This is a genomic window from Microbacterium sp. OR21 (assembly GCF_047306785.1).
Lineage (GTDB): Bacteria > Actinomycetota > Actinomycetes > Actinomycetales > Microbacteriaceae > Microbacterium > Microbacterium esteraromaticum_E.
Genome location: NZ_JAZEXJ010000001.1, coordinates 648904 through 667835, shown reverse-complemented (window position 1 = coordinate 667835; position 18932 = coordinate 648904). Strand labels below are relative to the sequence as shown.

Genomic DNA, 18932 nt, shown 5'->3' with positions numbered 1-18932 from the left:
GATACATTCGCACGATGGCCACCGGCGACAACGAACGCATCCTCGAAGACGGCATCGTCACCGACCTCAAGGATCGGATGACGTACGGCTCGTATCTCCACCTGGACCGGCTGCTCAGCGCCCAGCATCCGGTCTCCCAGCCCGAGCACCACGACGAGATGCTGTTCATCATCCAGCACCAGACGACCGAGCTGTGGCTCAAGCTCGTGCAGCACGAGCTGGGCACGGCCCGCGACCGCCTGGCCGCCGATGACCTGCGCTCGGCGCTCAAGCACATCGCCCGCGTGAAGCACATCCAGGAGGTGCTGACCCAGCAGTGGTCGGTGCTCGCCACGCTGACTCCCACCGAGTACGCCGAGTTCCGCGGCGATCTCGGCAACTCCTCCGGCTTCCAGTCGGTGCAGTACCGGGCGGTCGAGTTCGCGCTCGGCAACAAGAACGAGCGCATGCTCGGCGTCTTCCGCGATCACCCCGAGAACCTCGCCATGCTCACCGCCGAGTGGGAGCGCCCCACGCTGTACGACGAATTCCTGCGCTATGCGGCACGGCGCGGGCTGCCCATCCCCGCCGCGGTGCTCGAGCGCGATGTGCGTCAGCCCTACCGCGAGCATCCCGAGCTCGTGAACGCCATCCGCGAGATCTACGAGAATCCGCACGAGCACTGGGATCTCTACGAGGCCTGTGAGGAGCTCGTCGACGTCGAGGACAACTTCCAGTTCTGGCGCTTCCGGCACCTGCGCACCGTCACCCGCACGATCGGCATGAAGGTCGGCACGGGCGGTTCGAGCGGTGTGAGCTTCCTCCAGCGGGCACTGGATCTGACGTTCTTCCCCGAGCTCTACAGCGTGCGCACCGAGATCGGCCGCTGAGTGCGGGCGGTCACCTTCTTCGACGGCGAGCGGATGCGCGAAGGCACCCTCGACGTGACCGGCGAGCGCGTCGTTCTGCACGCAGGCGCCGCGCCGGCCGGTACTCGCCCTCTCGACGGGCTGGTCACGGGCCTGTTCACCGACCACCACGTGCACCTGCAGCTGGTCGACCACACCCTGCTGGCGCCGTCGCGGCTCGGGCGCGTGATCGATCTGGGTGCGGATCCGGACTGGGTCGCCGAGGCGCCTGGCCCGACGGTCGTCGAGTATGCGGGGCCGTTCCTCACCGCGCCGGGCGGGTACCCGTCGGATCGCGCGTGGGCTCCGCCGGGCTCGGTGCGGGAGATCGCGGATGCGGCGGATGCGGCGCGCACGGTCGATGAGCTCGCCGCGGCGGGCGTCTCGCTGATCAAGGTCGTCGCGCACAGCGACCCGGGCCCCGTGCTCGGCGACGACGCCTTGCGCGCGGTCGTGCATCAGGCCGCCGTGCACCGCCTGCCTGTCGTCGCCCATGCTGAGGGCGCCGGTCAGGCGCAGCGCGCCGTGCGGCTCGGCGCCACCCGCCTCGCGCACGCGCCGTTCAGCGAGCGGCTGAGCGAGGCCGAGATCGCGGCGCAGGCGGCATCCGCCTCGTGGATCTCCACCCTGGCCATCCACGACGACGACACCCTCGCCGTCGCCCTCGACAACGCGCGCCGCTTCCTCGCCGCCGGCGGCGAGCTGCTCTACGGCACCGACATGGGCAACGGTGCCACACCCGTCGACCTGCGCGAGGCCGAGATCGACGCCCTGCGCGCAGCCGGCCTCGACGGAGTCGACCTCCTGGCCGCCCTCTCCCCCGCCGACCCGCTCGACGCGGGCCCCCTTCTGCTTCTTCCCGACGGCGACCCGAACCGGGCTCGCCGCCTGATCGCAGCCGACATCGACATCACGGAGTTGTGACATGACCGACCTCACCGCCGACCTGCTCACCGAGGCCCGCAAGCTCGACCAGGCCGATCCGCTCGCGCACCACCTCGCCGCGTTCGCCGACGCCCCCGGTGTGACCGCCTACCTCGACGGCAACTCGCTCGGGCGCCCGCTGCGCGATCTGCCCGAGAAGGCGGCGGCCTTCATCCGCGACGACTGGGGCACCCGCCTGATCCGCTCATGGGACGAGCAGTGGATGCAGCTGCCGATGCAGCTGGGCGACCGCATCGGCGCCGTCACCCTGGGGGCGGCTGCCGGCCAGACCGTCGTCGCCGACTCCACGAGCGTGATGCTGTACAAGCTCATGCGCGCCGGCGTCGCGGCGCGCCCCGGACGCGACGAGATCGTCATCGAGGCCGGCAACTTCCCCACCGACCGCTTCATCGCCGCCGGCATCGCCGACGAGACCGGAGCGACGCTGCGCTGGGTCGAGCCCGACCCGATCACCGGTGTGACGGCCGGGCAGGTCGCCGCGGCCGTGTCCGAGCGCACCGCGCTCGTCGTGCTCAGCCACGTCGACTATCGCTCAGGATCTCTCGCGGACATGCCGTCGATCACCCGGGTGGTCAAGGACGCCGGAGCCCTGATGCTGTGGGACCTCTGCCACTCGGCCGGCGTCGTGCCGATGCAGCTCGACGACTGGGGCGTCGACATGGCGGTCGGCTGCACGTACAAGTACCTGAACGGCGGGCCCGGCTCACCGGCGTTCGGCTACCTGCGCGCCGAGCACCACGGCACGGTGCTGCAGCCGATCCACGGGTGGTGGGGCGCAGCCGACATCTTCGCGATGGGACCGGAGTACGCGCCGGTGCACGGCATCCGCCAGCTGCTCAGCGGCACCCCGCCGGTGCTGTCGATGCTCGCGATGCAGGGCATGCTCGACCTCATCGATGCGGAGGGCATCACCGCCCTGCGGGTGAAGTCGATCACGCTGACCGAGTTCGCCATCCGCGCCTACGACGCCCTGCTCGCACCGCTGGGCGTGCGGCTGCTCTCGCCACGCGAGGCATCACGCCGCGGGGGTCACGTGACGATCGGCCACGACTCGTTCCAAGAGGTCACGCAGCAGCTGTGGACCGACGGGGTGATCCCCGACTTCCGCTTCCCCGACGGCATCCGTCTCGGCCTGTCGCCGCTGAGCACCTCGCACGAAGAGACGCTGCGTGGTGTGATCGCCGTGCGCGACGCGCTTCAGCCATGACCGGCAGCGGGTCGGTCGTGCTCGACGACATCGACGCGCGTCCGGGCAGCACCACCTCGCTGCTGCGCACCCTGATCGGCCTGTACCTGCGCCCGCTGGGCGGGTGCATCACCCCCGCTGCGCTCGTGCGGCTGGCCGGGGACCTCGGCATACCCGCGGCCCGGGCGCGCACCGCGATCACCCGGCTCAAGCAGCGAGGCCTGCTGGTGGCCGCCCCCGACGGCGCTCTCGAGCTCAACCCCGCCGCGCTGCCGATGCTCGAGCGCGGCGATCGGCGCATCTTCGCCGTGCGGACCATGGCCGCGGGCGACGAGTGGATGCTCGTCTCGGCGACCATCCCCGAGACCCGCCGCGACCTCCGCCACCAGCTGCGCCGCCGCCTGCAGTTCCTCGGGGCGGGCGCGGTGTCGGCCGGGCTGTGGATCCTGCCCGGGCAGCTGGAAGACGAGGTCGAGCAGCTGCTGGCCGAGCTGGATGCCCGCGCCTTCGCCACCGTGTTCCGCACGACCGATCCGAAGCCCGCCGACCCGCTTCCGATCGCAGCGGCGCGGTGGTGGGACCTGGCGGCGCTGCGCACCGAGCACGAGCGGTTCCAGGCGTCCCTCGGCGACCTCGACGAGACCGAGCCGTTCGCCGCCTACGTGCGCCTCATCGACAGCTGGCGGGTGCTGCCCTACATCGATCCGGGATTGCCTCGATCGCTGCTGCCCGACGACTGGCCCGGTGAGCGCAGCGTGCAGGAGTTCGCACGCCTGTCGTCCGACCTCGCGCCCGGGGCACTCGCCCACGCGCGCGGCGCCGTCGGGTGAAGCTGACAGGATCGAGGCATGAAGAACTCCGTCAAGGCCGTCATCCTCACCGGCGGCCTGGTCATGGTGCTGCTGATCGGCCTGCTCGTGTGGGCCGTCGCGCAGCGCGCCGAGTCCGAGAGCGACCCGAAGCCGCAGGTGCTGCGCGAGGAGTCGCACGTGCTCGATGACGGCGGCCCCGACGCGGTGACCGTGGTGGAGTTCCTCGACTTCGAATGCGAGGCGTGCGCGGCGCTGCATCCGGTGGTGGAGGAGCTGCGGCAGGAGTACGACGGGCAGATCACCTACGCGGTGCGATACTTCCCGCTGGCCGGCCACGTGAACTCGATGAACGCTGCGCTCGCCGCCGAGGCCGCCGCACAGCAGGGCGAGTTCGAGGCGATGTATCAGCGGCTCTTCGAGACGCAGGTCGAGTGGGGCGGCGCCGCCGAACCGACTCCGTCGGTGTTCCGCGCTCTGGCAGAGGAGCTCGGTCTCGACATGACCGCCTACGACGAGGCCGTGGAAGACCCCGCGACCGCCGACCGCGTGCGGCGCGACCGGGCGGAGGGCACCTTCCTCGGTGTCGAGGGCACGCCCGCGTTCTTCGTGGACGGGCAGTCGGTCACGGTCGCCGAGCCGGGCGACCTCGAGAAGGCGATCGTCGAGGCGCAGACGCGCTGACGCGCTGACGGAGGGAGCGCGAGCCCCTTCGGTCAGCGGATGTCAGCCGAGCCCGCGCACGAACGCCTCGACATGCTCGCGCAGGCGAAGCATCCGCATCTCGCGCGCGAGCTCTCGGTCATACCCCTCGTAGGCGAGGGGTGGCAGCCGACGCACGTTGGCCGAGCAGCCGAAGTTCTCGCAGATCAGCGTGCCGATCGTGTCGCCGTTGCGACCTGCCGCGCCGGCTTTGCGTGCCGAGAAGAACTGCACGTCGTTGCGCAGAGTGACGTCTTCGCACCACGAGCACTGCGCGCGTCTGCGGGTGCGCTGCTCGGTGCGCTGCAGCAGGATGCCGACGGGGGCGCCGTCGACCTCTGCGACCACGTACGCCCGCCGGGGCAGCTTCGGGTCGAACCAGCCGAGATAGTCGAGCCGGTCGAAATCGATCTCGTTGAACTCGGGCGGGAGAGTGAGCGAGGACGCCTCCTTGCGGGAGGCGTTGCGGAAGGACGCGCGGATGGCGCGCTCGTCGATGGGACGCATGAGAGAGCTTTCTGGTCGAGGAGCCGAGGGTGATCGGCGAGGGCTGCGGGCATCCTTCAGATCGGATGCCCGACATCGTGAGGCCCCGGTGACGGGAGTTCCGCCGCCGGAGCGATCTCAGCCTCTGCCGTCGGCGCGGGACGCGCCGACGATCACCTCTCGCGCCGAAACGGCGCACTCTGCAGACAACACGGCGTCCAGTGTACGCGGCAGCGCACGCCGCCCATGTTTCGTCCCGTGTCGGCTTTCGTCGACGGGCAGCGGGGCGGGAACGTACTCTCGGTGCAACCGATCGTGAGGAGACCTACCGTGAACACGCCGCCGACCCGCCTTTCGCCCTTCGAGGTGCGTGAGCGTGCGGCGTGCATGTGCGACCACGGCGACGTCTGCTCCTCGTACGCCCCGGGCCACGCCCTGCATCTGATCCAGGCGCGGATGGCGTCGGCCACCCCGCTGAGCTGGCTGGACGCCGTCGTCGAGACGGCGGATGCGGCATCCGGCGTCCTGCGGCTGCGCACCCTCGACGGCGACGAGCTCTCGGTCTGGAGCGCGGGCGGAGCAGCCCTCGAGGCGCCCGCCGGCACCCCGGTTGCGCTGCACGCGGCCTACGACGTGCTGGCCGTCGGCCGAGTGCTGTACAACGTCGCGCGCTGACCCGCGCGCCGGAGCGGGTCGGTCAGGAGGCGGACTTCTTCATCATGTCGCGCACCGACATGCACGCGTCCATGCACGCTTTGCAGGCCTGAGCGCACATACGGCAGACGTCGCTGTTCTCAGCATGCTGCATGCACTCGTCCATGCACATGCTGCACATCGCGATGCACGCGTCGAGCATCGACATCATCACCGGTGCGGTCATGCCCTGCATCCGCATCATGGTGCGCATCATCGTGCCGCACATGTCGGCGCAGTTCATGCACGAGACGCTGCAGTCCATCATCTGCGTCGAACAAATCGTGCACGCCTGCTCGCACGCGGCGCACGCATCCATGCACGCCTGCAGCACCGACATGTCCATCATCTCCATGCCGGAGGACTTCATCTCCGCCGCCATCGCGTCCATCATCATCGAATCCATGGCTCGCACCGCCTTCGTCTTCGGCTCACGCCGGGTCTGAGACGGGGCAGGTCGTCCCGCCTGCGGCCAAGGGTACGCCTGCACGTGCCGCGCGTCGACCCGCGGGAGTAGGGTCACCGTGTGCCAACCTTCACGCCCCAGCAGCGCCTGGTCGTCGCGGTCGCGGTGCTGGCCTCGTTCGTGACCTTCCTCGACGGCACGGTGGTCACGGTCGCCCTGCCGGCGATCAGCCGCGAGCTGGGCGGCGGCATCGTCACGCAGCAGTGGGTGGTCGACGCCTATCTGATCACGCTGAGCGCCCTGATCCTGCTCGCAGGGTCACTGTCGGATGCCTATGGGCGCGTGCGCGTGATGCGCATCGGGCTCATCGCCTTCGGCATCGCGTCGATCGCGGTGGCCGCCGCTCCCGACCCGCTCGTGCTGATCGTCGCGCGCGCGGCGCAGGGCGCAGCGGGCGCCCTGCTCGTGCCGAGCTCGCTGGCGCTGATCACCGCCACCATGCGCGGCGAGCTGCAGTCGCGGGCCATCGGGGTGTGGACGGCGTTCACCACCGCCGCGCAGCTGGTCGGCCCGCTGATGGGAGGCCTGTTCGTCGATCTGCTCTCGTGGCGGTTCGTGTTCGTCATCAACGTGCTGCCGATCGCGGTGAACCTCGTGCTGCTGGCCCGGCTGCACCTGCCCGAGCACGAGCGCGACGTGCGTGTCGACTGGGTGAGCGGCATCCTGTGCGCCCTGGGGCTGGGTGCACTCGTGTTCGCCCTGATCGAGCAGGAGAGACTGGGCTGGGCGACGCCGGCGATCTGGATGCCCGGCGCCGGCGGCATCCTGATGCTCGCCCTCTTCCTGTGGCGCCAGTCGCGGTCGCCGCACCCGCTGCTGCCGTTGTCGATGTTGGGGGTGCGCAACTTCGGCTGGGGCAACATCTCGACGCTCTTCATCTACGCCGCGCTCTCGTTGAACGGGTTCGTGATCGGCGTGTACCTGCAGCAGGGCCCGGGGCTCAGCGCCACCGCCGCGGGGCTCGCGAGCCTGCCGATCACGGTGCTGATGATTCTGCTGTCATCGCGCGCCGGCGCCTGGGCGGGTCGGCTCGGGCCGCGCCTGTTCATGACCGCCGGTCCCCTGCTGATGGCCGTCGGCGCATTGCTGCTGCTCACGGTCGGTCGGGACTTCGACTACTGGTGGCAGGTGCTGCCGTCGATGATCGTGCTCGGGCTCGGGCTCGCCCTGACCGTCGCGCCGCTCACCTCTGCGATCCTCGGCGCGATCGACGAGCGCCGCAGCGGCATCGCGTCGGCGGTGAACAATGCCGTCTCGCGGGTGGCGGGGCTGCTGGTGGTCGCGCTGCTGTCGACCATCGTCGGCGGCTCGCTCGACCTCGACGGGTTCCACAGTGCGGCGATCGTCACCGCCGGGCTGTTCGCCGCCGGCGGGGTCGTCTCGTGGATCGGCATCCGCCGCAATCCCGCCGAGCCCGCCGACTGACCGGACGACGCGGCGAGCGCAACCCCTCGCGCCGGATGCCCGTGGCGTGATGTGCTGATCCCATGATGCGCATGGGCAGGACACGGCGACGGCGAGCGACGAGGCACGATCGTCCCGCATCGCCCGCGTTCGTGGCATCCGGCCTCTGCTACGGCGCCAACTGCGCCCTCGGCACCGCCGTCGCGACCCGACTGATCGACACGAGGCGATTCCGCTGGGTGCACCACGCGCTCTACATCGCGACCGTGTCGACGACGCTCCTCGCCCTGGTCGTCGGCGTCTTTCGCGATCGGCGGGCGGCGATCGCCGTCGCCCCCGCACTCGCCCCGCTCGCGGTCATCCCGTACGCGGGCACGCACACCCGTCGGCATCCCGCCATCGCCCTCACCGCCGCGCCGTTCATCGCCGCCGGCATCGTCACCTCCCGCCGATAGGAGCACCATGGAATTCCTCGACGTCGTCCGCCGCCGCAAGACCACGAACGGGCCGTTCCTTCCCGACCCGGTCAGCGAAGAGCACCAGCGGCTGCTGATCGAGGCGGCCAGCCGCGCACCCTCGCAGCTGAACAGCCAGCCGTGGCGCTTCGTCGTGATCGAGCAGCGGGAGACGATCGAGCGCATCGCGCAGATCTCGGGCGAGAGCATGACCGAGGTGATGTCGAACGGCACCTTCTTCGAGCGGTACAAGCCGTACTTCCGCTTCAGCGAGGCCGAGATGGAGCAGAAGCGCAGCGGCATGCTGTTCGACAAGCTGCCCGCGTTGCTGCGGCCGTTCACGAGCCAGGTGTTCACCTCGCGCGGGCAGAAGCTGATGAACTCGCTCGGCGTCCCGAAGACGCTCGGCGCCGAGAACGCGAAGCTCGTCGCAGGCTCGCCCCTGCTGCTCGGCGTGATGCTCGACCGCAGCGAGTACCGCCCCGGCGAGCTGTCGTCGTTCTACTCGGTGTTCAGCATGGGCGCGGCGATGGAGAACGTGTGGCTGACGACGGTCGAGCTGGGCATGGGCATCCAGTTCATCTCGTTCCCGATGGAGGCTCCGGGCCGGTGGGACGAGATCATCGAGCTGCTGCACGTGCCCGACGACCTCGAGCTGATGGCGGTGTACCGTCTGGGGTACCTGCCTCCCGAGCAGCGCCGACCCGCGATCGACTGGTCGAGCTCGCAGCGCAAGCTGCCCTCGCAGTTCGTGTTCCGCGAGACATGCCAGACGCCGCAGCAGGGCTGGGACGGGTGACGGTCGTGGCGGACGACGCGCTGATCGGCCCCGTCGACGCCCCCGACCTCCACGTGATGACCTTCAACGTCCGACGGGCGGTGGAGGGTCGACTGCGACCGCACGCCGACCGCTGGTCGACACGCGCGCCGGCGGTGCACGCGCTGCTCGCCACCGAACGACCCACCATCCTGGGGCTGCAGGAGGTGCGCCCCCGGGTGGTGCCGCTGCTGCGCGGCGCTCTGGGAGACGGGTATCGAATGCTCGGTCGCGGCCGTCGTCGCGACGGCGGAGGCGAGGGCACACCGCTGTTCTTCGACGAGCGACGGCTGCAGCTGCGCGACGGCGGGCAGCGGGCGCTGTCGGATGAGCCGATGCGCGCGGGCTCGACGGGGTGGGGCAACGTGCTGCCGCGCACGCTGGTCTGGGCCGAGTTCGTCGACCGCACGACGGGGCGCCGGCTGCTGGCCGTGAACACGCACCTCGATCACCTGTCCGCTCGCTCCCGGCTGCGATCGGCCGATGCGATCCGCCGGTTCGTCGCCGAGCGCGCCCTGCCCGCGGTGGTGCTGGGCGATCTGAACGCCGGCGACGCCTCTACGACGGTGCGGCGGCTTCTCGAGTCCGGTGTCCTCGCCGACGCCTGGCCGGCGGCGGCTCTGCGCCGCAGCGCGCGGTGGGGCACGTACGCCGGGTACCGTCCGCCCCGCGACGGCGGTCGCCGGTTGGACTGGGTGCTGGTGACACCCGGGATCGACGTGCGCGCGGTGGCGGTCAACGACCGGCGTCCGGTGGGACGATGGCCTTCCGACCACCTTCCCGTGCAGGCGGTCGTGCGAGTGAGCGAGAAGGGGCGAGCGTGAAAGAGGACTTCCTGCGTCCGCCGCGCACGACGGCGGAGTGGGCGGCGGACGCCCTGCGCCTGATCGGAGTGCTCGGCATGATCATCGCGGCGCTGCGGCTTCAGGCCACGGATGCCGGGATCGCCGCGCTGGCGCTGCCCGCGCTCATGCTGCCCCGGATGCTGGGTATGCGCGCCTGGTTCGACGTGCTCGCCTGCGCGGTGGTGCTCGCCGCCACGTGGAGCAACATCTTCGAGCTCTACACCGCCATCCGCCACTGGGACCTGCTGATGCACTTCGCCGGCACCGCAGTGCTCGCCGTCATCGGCGCGGTGATCCTCGACCGGTGCCGCATCGCCGCGGTCACCGGGCGCGACGTTCCGCGGCGGGCGCCGCTGGTGCTGCTGCCGCTGATCGCTCTCGCGCTCAGCGCGGTGTGGGAGATGATCGAGTGGTTCGGCGCGGAGTACATCAGCGACGCGATACACGTCGGGTACCGCGACACGATCGGCGACATGATCCTCGGGGGGATCGGCGGCGTGGTCGCCGGAGTGCTCCTGACCCGGGCATCCGTCGAGCGACGGGATGCCGTGCAACGCGATCTCGCCGCATCCGACCTCGTCGGCGGATGATACCCGCGCACAGCGCTCCCGTCACGGCCCTGCCGCAGGTCGGTCGGATGCGATGTGATCGCGACATGACTCATCACGACGGAAACCCGGACGAGCACCACCACGACGCGGCCGCCGACGCCGCCCAGGCCGCCGACGGAGCGCACGGCAACCCCCAGCCGGCGGGCGAAGCGGCGCCCGACGGCCAGTTCGACAGCCAGGAGATGCCGACCACCGACGGCGAGCCGGCTGCCGACGACGACTCGGCCGCCGCAGCCGGCGCCGAATCCCAGGAGGAGGGCGATGCCGCGATGCGCGCGGCCGAAGAAGCCACGAAGAACGACTGATCCCGGACGATCTGCGCAGGGGCCGCTCGCATGACCGACTCCACCGACCTCGACGCCGTCGCCGCCGAGCTGTACGCCGGGCCGCCGGACGCCTTCATCGCGACACGCAACGCGCGCGCGTCGCAGGCCGGCGACCCGGAGCTCGCGGCGGCGATCCGAGCGCTGCGCAAACCCAGCGTGGCGGCGTGGGTGGTCGACCTCTTCGCTCGCGAGCGCAGCGCGCGGCTCGGCCAGGCGCTGCAGCTCGCCGCCGAGTTGCGCGAGGCGCAGGAGGATCTCGACGCCGCCGCACTGTCCGCGCTGGGCCGACAGCGCAGGGCGCTGACCGGGCAGCTCGCGACCGAGGCCGCATCGCTCGCCACCGCGCAGGGGGCGCGCGTCACGGATGCCACGCTCGAAGCCGTGCGGCAGACCATCTCGGCGGCGTTCTTCGACCCAGATGCGGCGGCAGCCGTGGCATCCGGACGCCTGGTGCGCGACCTCGCCCCGACCCGCTCGTTCGATCTCGACGACGTGGTCGGCGGCGGCCGCCCGCCCGCGTTCTCATCCCCCGCTCCGGCCGACGACGAGCTCGCCGCGCGACGGGATCGGCGCCGGGCCGAACAGGCCGTTCGGGACGCGGAGAAGTCGCTGGAGCGCGCACAGCGAGCGGCCGAGAAGGCGGATCGGGATGCGCGTTCAGCGCAGGGCCGCTCGGAACAGCTCGCCGCGCGAATCGCGGAGGTCGAGAAGGAGCTGTCCCGTTTGCGCGGCGATCGGGAGCAGGCGGAGCGGGACGCGGCTGCAGCCGAGCGCTCGCGGGACTCCGCCGCGGCCGCACTCGCCGAGGCGCAGGCGCAGCTCCACGCTCTGCGAGCCGAGTGAGGTGCGCAGACTTACACCGTAAGTCTATACATTGCAAGGGGCCTGGCCAGCGGGACGACCCGGGCTTAGACATGGGGCACCGATCCACCGATCGGTCCGCGAAAAGGAGCACTCATGTCGGACAATTTCGAGACGACCAGCCCGAGCGGTTCGGGAACGCCCCCGTACGACGCGGGCACACAGCCGTACGGTACGCCGCAGCCCTCGGGCACATCCGCGCAGCCGACGGACTCGCACGGAAAGGTTGATGCCGCCAAGCACGAGGCATCCGATCTGAAGGACAGCGCAGCCGGCCACGCGAAGGATGTGCTGCACGCCGCGAAGGACGAGGCCTCGTCGGTGGTCGGCGAGGCCAAGATGCAGGCCAAGGACCTGTACGCGCAGACGCAGCGGGAGCTGCGCGACCAGGCGAACACGCAGCAGCAGCGACTCGCAACGGGCCTGCGCTCGGTCGGCGACGACCTGGAGTCGATGGCGACGAACTCGAGCGGCACCGGCATCGCCGCCGATCTCGTGCAGCAGGCGTCCAGTCGGGTGTCGGCTGCGGCGTCCTGGCTCGGCGAGCGCGATCCGGGCTCGGTGCTGAACGAGGTCAAGCGCTATGCGCGCCGCAAGCCGGGCACGTTCATCCTCGCGGCGGCCATCGGAGGGGTGGTCATCGGCCGGCTGACCAGGGCGCTGGCATCCGATCACTCCGATCATTCCGCAGCATCCGGCCAGAGGAGGCCGGCGATGCAGACACCGCCCGCACCTCCCGCGCCACCGGCACCGCCGGCACCTCCCGTGCCGCCGATGACGCAGGTGCACCCGGACCACACGACGCCCACTCCGGTCGGCGGTCCGTCAGCAGCGGGGGCCGAGCCGCCGCTGTACACCGAGACCCGTTCGTCCCGAGCGGATGCCAGTGGGGAGGGCGGCTATGACCGACCCCACACCGTCTGAGCAGAAGGCGGCGTCGACGTCTCTCGGCGAGCTTCTCGGTGAGGTGTCACGCGACATCTCGACCCTGATGCGGCAGGAGGTCGCGCTGGCGAAGGCCGAGCTCAAGGAATCGGCCGCGAAGTCGGCCAAGGGCGCAGGCCTCATGGGCGCGGCGGGCTACGGCGCACTGATGGCCGTGTTCTTCCTGTCGATGGCGCTCTGGTGGGCGCTGGGCACCCTGGTCGGCGGCGGCTGGTCGGGGGTCATCGTCGCCGTGATCTGGGGGGTGATCGCCCTGATCCTCTTCCTGATCGGACGCGAGAAGCTGCAGGAGGTCGACGGAGCACCGCAGACCGTGGAAACCCTCAAGGAGATCCCGGAAACGCTGAAACGAAATGAGGAGAACCGATGAGCAATTCAGCCGATGAGATCCGCTCCGACATCGAGCGGACCCGTCAGGACCTCGGCATGGACGTCGACGCCCTGGCAGACAAGGTGACCCCGTCGAAAATCGTCGATCGCCAGATGGGCAAGGTGCGCGGCGCGTTCGGCTCGATGCGCGACCGGGTGATGGGCGCCGCCGACGACGCAGGCTCGTCGATGGCGGACGCCGGCGCGCATGCAGGCGACGTGAAGGATCGCGTCGTCGCCAAGGCCGAGGGCAATCCGCTCGCGGTGGGCCTGATCGCGTTCGGCGCCGGCCTCGTGCTGGCCTCCCTCTTCCCCGCGTCGACGAAGGAGAAGGAGATCGCGTCGAACGTGAAGGACCAGGCGCAGCCGCTGATCGATGAGGCCACCGACGTCGCGAAGGACATCGGCGAGCATCTGAAGGAGCCGCTGGCCGCGTCGGTCGACTCGGTCAAGGCATCCGCCCAGGACTCGGCCACCGCGGTCAAGGACGAAGCGCAGTACGCCGCGAACGAGGTGAAGCACGACGCGCAGGACGCACGTGACAACGTCGCGAACAGCTGACGTGCGAACAGCTGAGGCGGGGGTCCTCTCGGGGCCTCCGCCTCTCGCTGTCAGCGCTCGCGGGCGAGGCTGCTCTCGAGACGGTCGAGAAGCGTCTCGAGAGCGGCCTCGAACTCGTCCTGGCTGCGGTCCTCGCTGAGCCGCTCCCGCAGGCGGAACACCTCCGGCGCGCGGCTCGCGAGGTCTTCCGCACGCCGGTCGGGCGTCGCGTCCGGCAGCGGTGCCGCCACCTCGTCGTGCGCGGCGGCCTCGAGCAGCAGGTGCCCGAGCAGGAAGCTCGAGAACGAGCGGTACGTCGCGACGGCCTGCGCGTCGCTGAAGCCCCGTTCGAGCAGGCCGGCGAGGAAGGCGTCGACCACCTCCACGCTGCGCAGCGGGGGTCGCAGCCAGGGCGCGGTGGGATTGCGCGAGGCGACGAGAGGGAAGGCTCGCGGATGCTCGATCGCGATCCGGCGCATCCGATGGGCGAGCGCCTGCAGGAACCCCTGCCAGTGCTCCGCGACGTCGTCGTCGAGCGTGCTCATGAGATCGCCGGTGAGCAGGCCGACCACACCCTCGAGCAGATCCTCCCGGCCGTCGACGTACCGGTAGAGCGACATCGCCTCGACCTCGAGGGTGTGCGCCAGAGAGCGCATCGAGAGGGCGTGCAGGCCGGACTCGTCGATCTGCGCGAGCGCGGCGGCGACGATCGATTCGCGGGTGAGGCCACGCCCCCGCGAGCCGGCGCGCGATGAGTCCTGCGGCAGCTCGGGCACGTGCTGATCCTATCGCCGGCGGCGTCCCCAGCGTCAGACCGTGCGGATCGGCTGCTCGTGCACGGCCGTGCTGAGATGGGTGCCGTTGAGCTCGAGGTAGAGCTGGCGCTCGGTGACCGAGACGGTCATGGTGTTGCGACGGGCGAGCGCGGCGGCGGCATCGTCGAGGAACCCCGCATCGAAGCTGTGCAGCACGATGGCATCCGCCTCGTGGATCGTCTTGCCCGCCCAGTTCGCGATCACCTTCGCCGGGTCGCGGTAGGTGTACACCGCTGTGCGCTCGGCGAGCTTGCTGCCGTAGTGCAGGCGCGTCGCGTCCGGTGCGCCGACCTCGATCCACGCCGTGACGCGGCCGGTGAGGTCGCGCACGAGCACGGCCGGCTCATCGGTCGCCGCAACGCCCTCGGTGAACGCGATGCCCTCGTCGTACTCGAGGCAGTACGCCAGCAGCCGGGTCAGCATGTACGCGTCGGTCTCGGAGGGATGCCGGGCCACGCGCAGCGTCAGATCGTTGTACACCCCGCGGTCGACGTCGGCCAGCTGCACGTCGAAGGTGTGGATCGTCGCGCCGGCAGCCATGACTCGAGCTTACGCGGGCCTCGTGGCGAGTGATCGAGTGCAACCCGCCCGGCGCCGCGCTCGAGTCGTGCCCCGCGCCCTCCCGAGTCGAGAATGGACGGATGGAGAGAACCCGCGCCGTCGATCTGCCCGTACTGTACTTCGGCACCCCGGTCGCGCTGATCACCACGATCGGCCCCGACGGAGTGTCGAACATCAGCCCGATATCGTCGGCATGGGCGCTGGGCGACCGGTACATGCTCGGTCTCGGGTCCGAGGGCAAGGCGCTGGAGAACCTCCGGCACGTCGGCGAGCTCGTGATCAACCTGCCCTCGCCGAACCTGGTGGGGGCCGTCGAAGCCATCGCGCCGACGACCGGTCGCACGCCCGTCCCCGAGGAGAAGAGGCCGGCGTACCGCCACGAGTCCGACAAGTGGAGCCTGGGCGGCTTCACTGCAGTCACCTCCGAAGTCGTCCGGCCTTCGCGGATCGGCGAGTGCCCGGTGCAGATCGAAGCGCGCGTGGCGCAGTTCGCGCAGATGGGCGGGGGCGATGCCGTCGCCGTGGAGGCAGAGGTGCTTCGCGTGCACGCGCACGAGAGCATCCTCAGAGAGGGAGGCCCCGACCGCGTCGACACGCAGAAGTGGCAGCCGCTGTACTACAGCTTCCGCCACTACTTCGGTCAGGGACCGCACGTCGGCTCGAACTTCCGCGCGCGAGTCCTCGACTCGGCCGCCGGCTGAGCGCGGATTCGGGCCGTGCTCGCCGCCGGGGGCTCATGTAAGAGCGGCCGCCGCGATCCCTCTCCCCTGTGCTTACCGGATGCTCGCCGCGAACGATGGGAGACCCCGCTTCTGATCGCAGCAGGCGTCAGCGTTTCGTGAGGTAAGCGCTATGCACCCAGCCGGTCTTTCCGGCGTACGTCACCTTGCGCCAGGCGCCGCTCGAGGCGAGGACCTGGCCGACGCTCTTGCCCTTCGGGATCCGCAGCAGCGCCTTCTTGCTCGTGGACGCCGTGGGCCGGAGGTTCAGCGCCGTCGTGGTGGTGTAGGTGGCCGGCTTCGGCGCCGCGGCCGGCGCCTTCGCGATCGTGAGGTAGTCCTTGTGCACCCAGCCGGTCTTGCCGCCGTATGTCACCTTTCGCCAGGCGCCGCTCGACGCGAGGAGCGGACCGACGCTCTTGCCCTTCGGGATCCGCAGCAGCGCAGCCTTGCTCGTGGACGCCGTGGGCCGCAGGTTCAGCGCCGTCGTCGTCGTGTACGTGATCGCTGATGAGGAGCTTCCGGCGCGGACCGGAGCCGGCTTCGGAGGCGTCGTCGGAGTCGGCTTCGGGGTTGCCGTCGGAGCCGGCTTCGGGGTTGCCGTCGGAGTCGGCTTCGGGGTCGTGACGACAGGGCGAGTCGGGGTGAGCAGCCAGTTCGCGATCCATCCGCTGCGCGTGCCCGCTGCAACAGGCAGGAATGAGTTGGAGACCTTGCCCGGCGCCGCCGTGACCATGGTGCCGGCGGCGAGGTTCGCGACGACCGCCGTCGCGGTCGATGCGCCTGCCCGCAGGTTCACTGCTCCGGTCGTGTAGTAGGTGCAGGTGCTGGGTGCCGCCTTCGCGGCGATCGCGCTCGCCTGCTTGGCCAGGTCGACGCCGCGGGTCTTCAGCCAGGGGACCGGGTCGAGCTGCCTGCTCCCGCCCGCCGAGCGCTCCCAGAGCTCCAGATGCAGATGCGGGCCGGTGGAGTTTCCGCTCATGCCCACCGAGCTGATCCGCTGCCCGGCTGCCACGACCTGGCCGACCTTGACGTGGGTCGTCGCCGACCAGATGTGCATGTACCTGGTCGAGTAGGCGACCTTGCCGACGGTGTGCGTGACGTCGATGTACCCGTTCACCGAGCTCGATCCCGAGACGGTGGCGGTGACGACCCCCGCCGCGACGGCGTAGATCGGTGAGCCGCTCTTCGTCGCCAGGTCGACGCCGCCGTGCGACGTCGAGGCGCCGGGCATCGGCATGCAGCGTGGACCCTGCCATGCCGAGACGGTATACGACTTCGCGGCGAGCGGCATCACGAAGGCTGTCGCCGCGGGTGCGGCGGGGGCCGCCGCGGCCCGGGATACGGAGACGGGCGCTGATGCGGAAACGGGCACGGCAGCTGTCGCGGCCGCCGGAGACAGCAGCGCGATCCCCAGTGCCATCGCGGTCGACAGGGCCAGCGCATGACGTGGTCTGATTCTCATGATTCTCCGGTCGGACGGCGTGGTCGGGCGCACTGTTCATGACACTAGCGGTGCGGTCGGATCCATGGCCAGCGGCGACTGGAAGGCGGGCGCTCGCAGCTGGTGCATCCGGCCTGAATGTAGTCATCTGACATGTGCTATGTTACATGCGTGCCACGGCACCTCCGTGACCGCTCGCCCGTCGAAGATGCGGGCATCCGACCGAGAATCAAGGACGACTCTATGGCCCACAAGAAGCTGTCCCCTCTGGCTCCCCTCATCGTCGCCTCAGCTTTCGCGCTCGTGCTCAGCGGCTGCTCGAGCGCCGGCGGCGGTGGCGGCGACGCCGGCGAACCGCAGACCGGCGGCACCCTCAAGGTGCTCTCCAACGGCGACACCGATCGCATCGATCCGCAGCTGATCGCGTACGTGCCCTCGAACAGCATCACGCGCGTCATCTCCCGCTCGCTGCTCAGCTACGAGGCGTCCAACGATGCCGAGACGCGCTCGAAGCTCGTCGGCGACCTCGCCACCGAGGTCCCCAAGCCGACCGATGACGGACTGACCTACACCATCACGCTGCGCGACGGCGCCACCTGGGATGCGCCCGACGGCGCCCGCCCGATCGTCTCGGAAGACGTCGAGCGCGGCATCAAGCGCATCTGCAACCCGCACATCGGTGCCGCCCTTGGCAGCTACTTCATCACGCTCATCGACGGCATGGCGCAGTTCTGCGACGGCTTCGCCGGCGTCGCCCCCGAGGTCGGTGCGATGAAGGAGTACATCGAGGCCAACGACATCACCGGAATCGAGACGCCCGACGACAAGACCGTCGTATTCCGCCTCACCGAGCCGGCATCCGACTTCACGTCCATGCTCAGCCTGACGACCGCCAACCCGGCCCCCGTCGAGGTGCTGGACTACCTCCCCGACTCGCCGGAGTACCGCAACAACTTCATCTCGTCGGGCCCGTACACGATCGACGAGCACAAGCCCGACGTGAAGCTCACCCTCACACGAAACAAGTCGTGGGACGCGAAGAGCGACCCGCTGCGCAAGGCGTACGTCGACAGCATCGAGATGACGATGGGCGTGGAGGTGGATGCCGCCATGCAGCAGCTCCAGGCGGGCTCCGCCGACATGCTGTTCGACATCCAGCCGGGACCTGCGAACATCCAGCAGCTCACCGCCGCGAATGACGAGAAGTTCTCGACCCTCGAGAACGGCGGGGTCGACCAGTTCATGTGGATCAACACCAAGACCGACAACAACGGCGGCGCGCTGCAGAAGCTCGAGGTGCGCCAGGCCCTGCAGTACGCGATCGACAAGAGCGCCGTCGTGCAGGTCATGGGCGGTACCGATATCGCCACGGTCACGAACGGCATCTTCGGACCCGGGATCAACGGGTACGAGGAGTACTCGCCGTACGGCGACAAGAGCGGGAAGGCCGACCCGGAGAAGGCGAAGGAGCTGCTCGCGAAGGCCGGCGTGCAGAACCTCACTCTGAAGTTCCCCTACCGCAACCTCGGCTCGCAGCCCGACATCGCCCAGACCGTGCAGGCGAGCCTCGAGAAGGCCGGCATCACCGTCGAGCTCTTCCCCGTCCCGCCCACCGACTACTACGCGAACTTCATGACCAACCGTGAGAACGCGTCCGGAGGCGAATGGGACATCGCGCTGGTCGGCTGGTCGCCGGACTGGGTCGGCGGTGCCGCGCGCAGCGTGTACCAGCCGCAGTTCACCTTCGACGGGACGCCGCAGGCGTACAACTACGTCGACTACAACAACGACGAGGCGAACGCCCTGGCCGACCAGGCTCTGGCGGCCAGCACGCCCGAAGAGGCCGCCAAGCTGTGGCACCAGGTCGACCAGACGGTCATGAAGGACTCGCCCATCGTCAGCATCGCGGCGAAGAAGAAGGCCAACTACCACTCGGCGCGTGTGCAGAACTTCTCGATCTACGCTCTCGCGCAGAACGGCGACTGGGCCAACGTCTGGCTGACGAAGTAGCCGCTGCTCGACCTGCTGCTGCGGCGCGACCCGCTC

Annotated in this window: 23 protein-coding genes; 19 read left to right on the top strand and 4 right to left on the bottom strand. The window is 70.1% G+C overall.

What is annotated here, in order from left to right; translation table 11 throughout:
- The first annotated feature begins 14 nt into the window (after positions 1-14).
- Genes kynA through V2S04_RS03170 form a run of 5 tightly spaced genes read left to right on the top strand, consistent with a single transcriptional unit; the run spans position 15 to position 4511 of the window.
- Complete coding sequence (gene kynA / locus V2S04_RS03190; RefSeq protein ID WP_413637057.1) at positions 15-869, top strand: tryptophan 2,3-dioxygenase; 855 nt, start codon at positions 15-17, stop codon at positions 867-869.
- A gap of 33 nt (positions 870-902) precedes the next feature.
- Complete coding sequence (locus tag V2S04_RS03185; RefSeq protein WP_413637056.1) at positions 903-1811, top strand: hydrolase; 909 nt, start codon at positions 903-905, stop codon at positions 1809-1811.
- A gap of 1 nt (position 1812) precedes the next feature.
- The gene (locus V2S04_RS03180; protein WP_413637055.1) at positions 1813-3039 is read left to right on the top strand and encodes a kynureninase; all 1227 of its coding nucleotides are present in this window, start codon (positions 1813-1815) and stop codon (positions 3037-3039) included.
- Entirely contained in the window at positions 3036-3848 is an 813-nt protein-coding gene (locus V2S04_RS03175; RefSeq protein WP_413637054.1) for a PaaX family transcriptional regulator C-terminal domain-containing protein, read from the top strand. The genes V2S04_RS03180 and V2S04_RS03175 overlap by 4 nt, the downstream gene beginning before the upstream one ends.
- An 18-nt stretch (positions 3849-3866) precedes the next feature.
- The gene (locus V2S04_RS03170; protein ID WP_413637053.1) at positions 3867-4511 is read left to right on the top strand and encodes a DsbA family protein; all 645 of its coding nucleotides are present in this window, start codon (positions 3867-3869) and stop codon (positions 4509-4511) included.
- 42 nt (positions 4512-4553) lie between these two features.
- Here V2S04_RS03170 and V2S04_RS03165 read toward each other — a convergent pair whose 3' ends face one another.
- Entirely contained in the window at positions 4554-5036 is a 483-nt protein-coding gene (locus tag V2S04_RS03165; protein ID WP_413637052.1) for an FBP domain-containing protein, read from the bottom strand.
- Positions 5037-5345: 309 nt separating this feature from the next.
- Between V2S04_RS03165 and V2S04_RS03160 the strand changes: the two genes are divergently transcribed.
- The 12 genes from V2S04_RS03160 to V2S04_RS03105 all read left to right on the top strand — a co-directional run bounded on the left by V2S04_RS03160 (position 5346) and on the right by V2S04_RS03105 (position 13368).
- Positions 5346-5690, top strand: coding sequence for a hypothetical protein (locus V2S04_RS03160; protein ID WP_413637051.1), 345 nt, complete (start codon positions 5346-5348; stop codon positions 5688-5690).
- 131 nt (positions 5691-5821) lie between these two features.
- The gene (locus V2S04_RS03155; RefSeq protein ID WP_413637050.1) at positions 5822-6154 is read left to right on the top strand and encodes a hypothetical protein; all 333 of its coding nucleotides are present in this window, start codon (positions 5822-5824) and stop codon (positions 6152-6154) included.
- Positions 6155-6234: 80 nt separating this feature from the next.
- A complete protein-coding gene (locus V2S04_RS03150) occupies positions 6235-7599 on the top strand; it encodes an MFS transporter (RefSeq protein ID WP_413637049.1) in 1365 nt (454 codons plus the stop codon).
- Between the two features lie 71 nt (positions 7600-7670).
- Positions 7671-8033 carry a hypothetical protein gene (locus V2S04_RS03145; RefSeq protein WP_413637048.1) on the top strand — a complete coding sequence of 121 codons (363 nt, stop codon included), beginning with the start codon at positions 7671-7673 and terminating at the stop codon, positions 8031-8033.
- A 7-nt stretch (positions 8034-8040) separates the two neighbouring features.
- Positions 8041-8832 (top strand): nitroreductase family protein, encoded by a 792-nt coding sequence (locus tag V2S04_RS03140; RefSeq protein ID WP_413637047.1) that lies wholly within the window; start codon positions 8041-8043, stop codon positions 8830-8832.
- On the top strand, positions 8799-9674 hold the full coding sequence (locus tag V2S04_RS03135; RefSeq protein ID WP_413637046.1) for an endonuclease/exonuclease/phosphatase family protein: 876 nt from the start codon (positions 8799-8801) through the stop codon (positions 9672-9674). The genes V2S04_RS03140 and V2S04_RS03135 overlap by 34 nt, the downstream gene beginning before the upstream one ends.
- Positions 9671-10285, top strand: a complete 615-nt coding sequence (locus V2S04_RS03130; RefSeq protein ID WP_413637045.1) for a hypothetical protein — start codon at positions 9671-9673, stop codon at positions 10283-10285. Before V2S04_RS03135 ends, V2S04_RS03130 begins: the two co-directional genes overlap by 4 nt.
- A 65-nt stretch (positions 10286-10350) precedes the next feature.
- Entirely contained in the window at positions 10351-10611 is a 261-nt protein-coding gene (locus V2S04_RS03125) for a hypothetical protein (protein ID WP_413637044.1), read from the top strand.
- A 30-nt stretch (positions 10612-10641) separates the two neighbouring features.
- Entirely contained in the window at positions 10642-11475 is an 834-nt protein-coding gene (locus V2S04_RS03120) for a transposase (RefSeq protein ID WP_413637043.1), read from the top strand.
- Positions 11476-11589: 114 nt separating this feature from the next.
- Positions 11590-12417: a hypothetical protein gene (locus tag V2S04_RS03115; RefSeq protein ID WP_413637042.1), complete on the top strand. Its 828-nt coding sequence runs from the start codon at positions 11590-11592 to the stop codon at positions 12415-12417.
- Positions 12395-12808, top strand: coding sequence for a phage holin family protein (locus V2S04_RS03110; RefSeq protein WP_413637041.1), 414 nt, complete (start codon positions 12395-12397; stop codon positions 12806-12808). Before V2S04_RS03115 ends, V2S04_RS03110 begins: the two co-directional genes overlap by 23 nt.
- On the top strand, positions 12805-13368 hold the full coding sequence (locus V2S04_RS03105; protein ID WP_340086131.1) for a DUF3618 domain-containing protein: 564 nt from the start codon (positions 12805-12807) through the stop codon (positions 13366-13368). The genes V2S04_RS03110 and V2S04_RS03105 overlap by 4 nt, the downstream gene beginning before the upstream one ends.
- A gap of 50 nt (positions 13369-13418) precedes the next feature.
- On the opposite strand, the gene V2S04_RS03100 is transcribed toward V2S04_RS03105, so the two are convergent.
- Both V2S04_RS03100 and V2S04_RS03095 read right to left on the bottom strand, forming a co-directional pair.
- Complete coding sequence (locus tag V2S04_RS03100) at positions 13419-14123, bottom strand: TetR/AcrR family transcriptional regulator (RefSeq protein WP_413637040.1); 705 nt, start codon at positions 14121-14123, stop codon at positions 13419-13421.
- A 33-nt stretch (positions 14124-14156) separates the two neighbouring features.
- A complete protein-coding gene (locus V2S04_RS03095) occupies positions 14157-14702 on the bottom strand; it encodes a YaeQ family protein (protein WP_413637039.1) in 546 nt (181 codons plus the stop codon).
- A gap of 101 nt (positions 14703-14803) precedes the next feature.
- On the opposite strand from V2S04_RS03095, the gene V2S04_RS03090 reads away from it, so the two are divergent.
- Complete coding sequence (locus tag V2S04_RS03090) at positions 14804-15424, top strand: flavin reductase family protein (RefSeq protein WP_413637038.1); 621 nt, start codon at positions 14804-14806, stop codon at positions 15422-15424.
- A 127-nt stretch (positions 15425-15551) separates the two neighbouring features.
- Here the strand turns inward: V2S04_RS03090 and V2S04_RS03085 are convergent, their stop codons facing one another.
- The gene (locus tag V2S04_RS03085) at positions 15552-16907 is read right to left on the bottom strand and encodes an SH3 domain-containing protein (RefSeq protein WP_413637037.1); all 1356 of its coding nucleotides are present in this window, start codon (positions 16905-16907) and stop codon (positions 15552-15554) included.
- 222 nt (positions 16908-17129) lie between these two features.
- Between V2S04_RS03085 and V2S04_RS03080 the strand changes: the two genes are divergently transcribed.
- Positions 17130-18896 carry an ABC transporter substrate-binding protein gene (locus V2S04_RS03080; RefSeq protein ID WP_413637036.1) on the top strand — a complete coding sequence of 589 codons (1767 nt, stop codon included), beginning with the start codon at positions 17130-17132 and terminating at the stop codon, positions 18894-18896.
- The last annotated feature ends 36 nt before the right edge of the window (positions 18897-18932 follow it).

Bases quoted from the DNA above. Each gene is read 5' to 3' on its own strand.
- kynA (WP_413637057.1), top strand. From the start codon at position 15: ATGGCCACCGGCGACAACGAACGCATCCTCGAAGACGGCATCGTCACC.
- V2S04_RS03185 (WP_413637056.1), top strand. From the start codon at position 903: ATGCGCGAAGGCACCCTCGACGTGACCGGCGAGCGCGTCGTTCTGCAC.
- V2S04_RS03180 (WP_413637055.1), top strand. From the start codon at position 1,813: ATGACCGACCTCACCGCCGACCTGCTCACCGAGGCCCGCAAGCTCGAC.
- V2S04_RS03175 (WP_413637054.1), top strand. From the start codon at position 3,036: ATGACCGGCAGCGGGTCGGTCGTGCTCGACGACATCGACGCGCGTCCG.
- V2S04_RS03170 (WP_413637053.1), top strand. From the start codon at position 3,867: ATGAAGAACTCCGTCAAGGCCGTCATCCTCACCGGCGGCCTGGTCATG.
- V2S04_RS03165 (WP_413637052.1), bottom strand. From the start codon at position 5,036: ATGCGTCCCATCGACGAGCGCGCCATCCGCGCGTCCTTCCGCAACGCC.
- V2S04_RS03155 (WP_413637050.1), top strand. From the start codon at position 5,822: ATGCACTCGTCCATGCACATGCTGCACATCGCGATGCACGCGTCGAGC.
- V2S04_RS03145 (WP_413637048.1), top strand. From the start codon at position 7,671: ATGGGCAGGACACGGCGACGGCGAGCGACGAGGCACGATCGTCCCGCA.
- V2S04_RS03140 (WP_413637047.1), top strand. From the start codon at position 8,041: ATGGAATTCCTCGACGTCGTCCGCCGCCGCAAGACCACGAACGGGCCG.
- V2S04_RS03135 (WP_413637046.1), top strand. From the start codon at position 8,799: ATGCCAGACGCCGCAGCAGGGCTGGGACGGGTGACGGTCGTGGCGGAC.
- V2S04_RS03125 (WP_413637044.1), top strand. From the start codon at position 10,351: ATGACTCATCACGACGGAAACCCGGACGAGCACCACCACGACGCGGCC.
- V2S04_RS03120 (WP_413637043.1), top strand. From the start codon at position 10,642: ATGACCGACTCCACCGACCTCGACGCCGTCGCCGCCGAGCTGTACGCC.
- V2S04_RS03115 (WP_413637042.1), top strand. From the start codon at position 11,590: ATGTCGGACAATTTCGAGACGACCAGCCCGAGCGGTTCGGGAACGCCC.
- V2S04_RS03110 (WP_413637041.1), top strand. From the start codon at position 12,395: ATGACCGACCCCACACCGTCTGAGCAGAAGGCGGCGTCGACGTCTCTC.
- V2S04_RS03105 (WP_340086131.1), top strand. From the start codon at position 12,805: ATGAGCAATTCAGCCGATGAGATCCGCTCCGACATCGAGCGGACCCGT.
- V2S04_RS03095 (WP_413637039.1), bottom strand. From the start codon at position 14,702: ATGGCTGCCGGCGCGACGATCCACACCTTCGACGTGCAGCTGGCCGAC.
- V2S04_RS03090 (WP_413637038.1), top strand. From the start codon at position 14,804: ATGGAGAGAACCCGCGCCGTCGATCTGCCCGTACTGTACTTCGGCACC.
- V2S04_RS03085 (WP_413637037.1), bottom strand. From the start codon at position 16,907: ATGAGAATCAGACCACGTCATGCGCTGGCCCTGTCGACCGCGATGGCA.
- V2S04_RS03080 (WP_413637036.1), top strand. From the start codon at position 17,130: ATGGCCCACAAGAAGCTGTCCCCTCTGGCTCCCCTCATCGTCGCCTCA.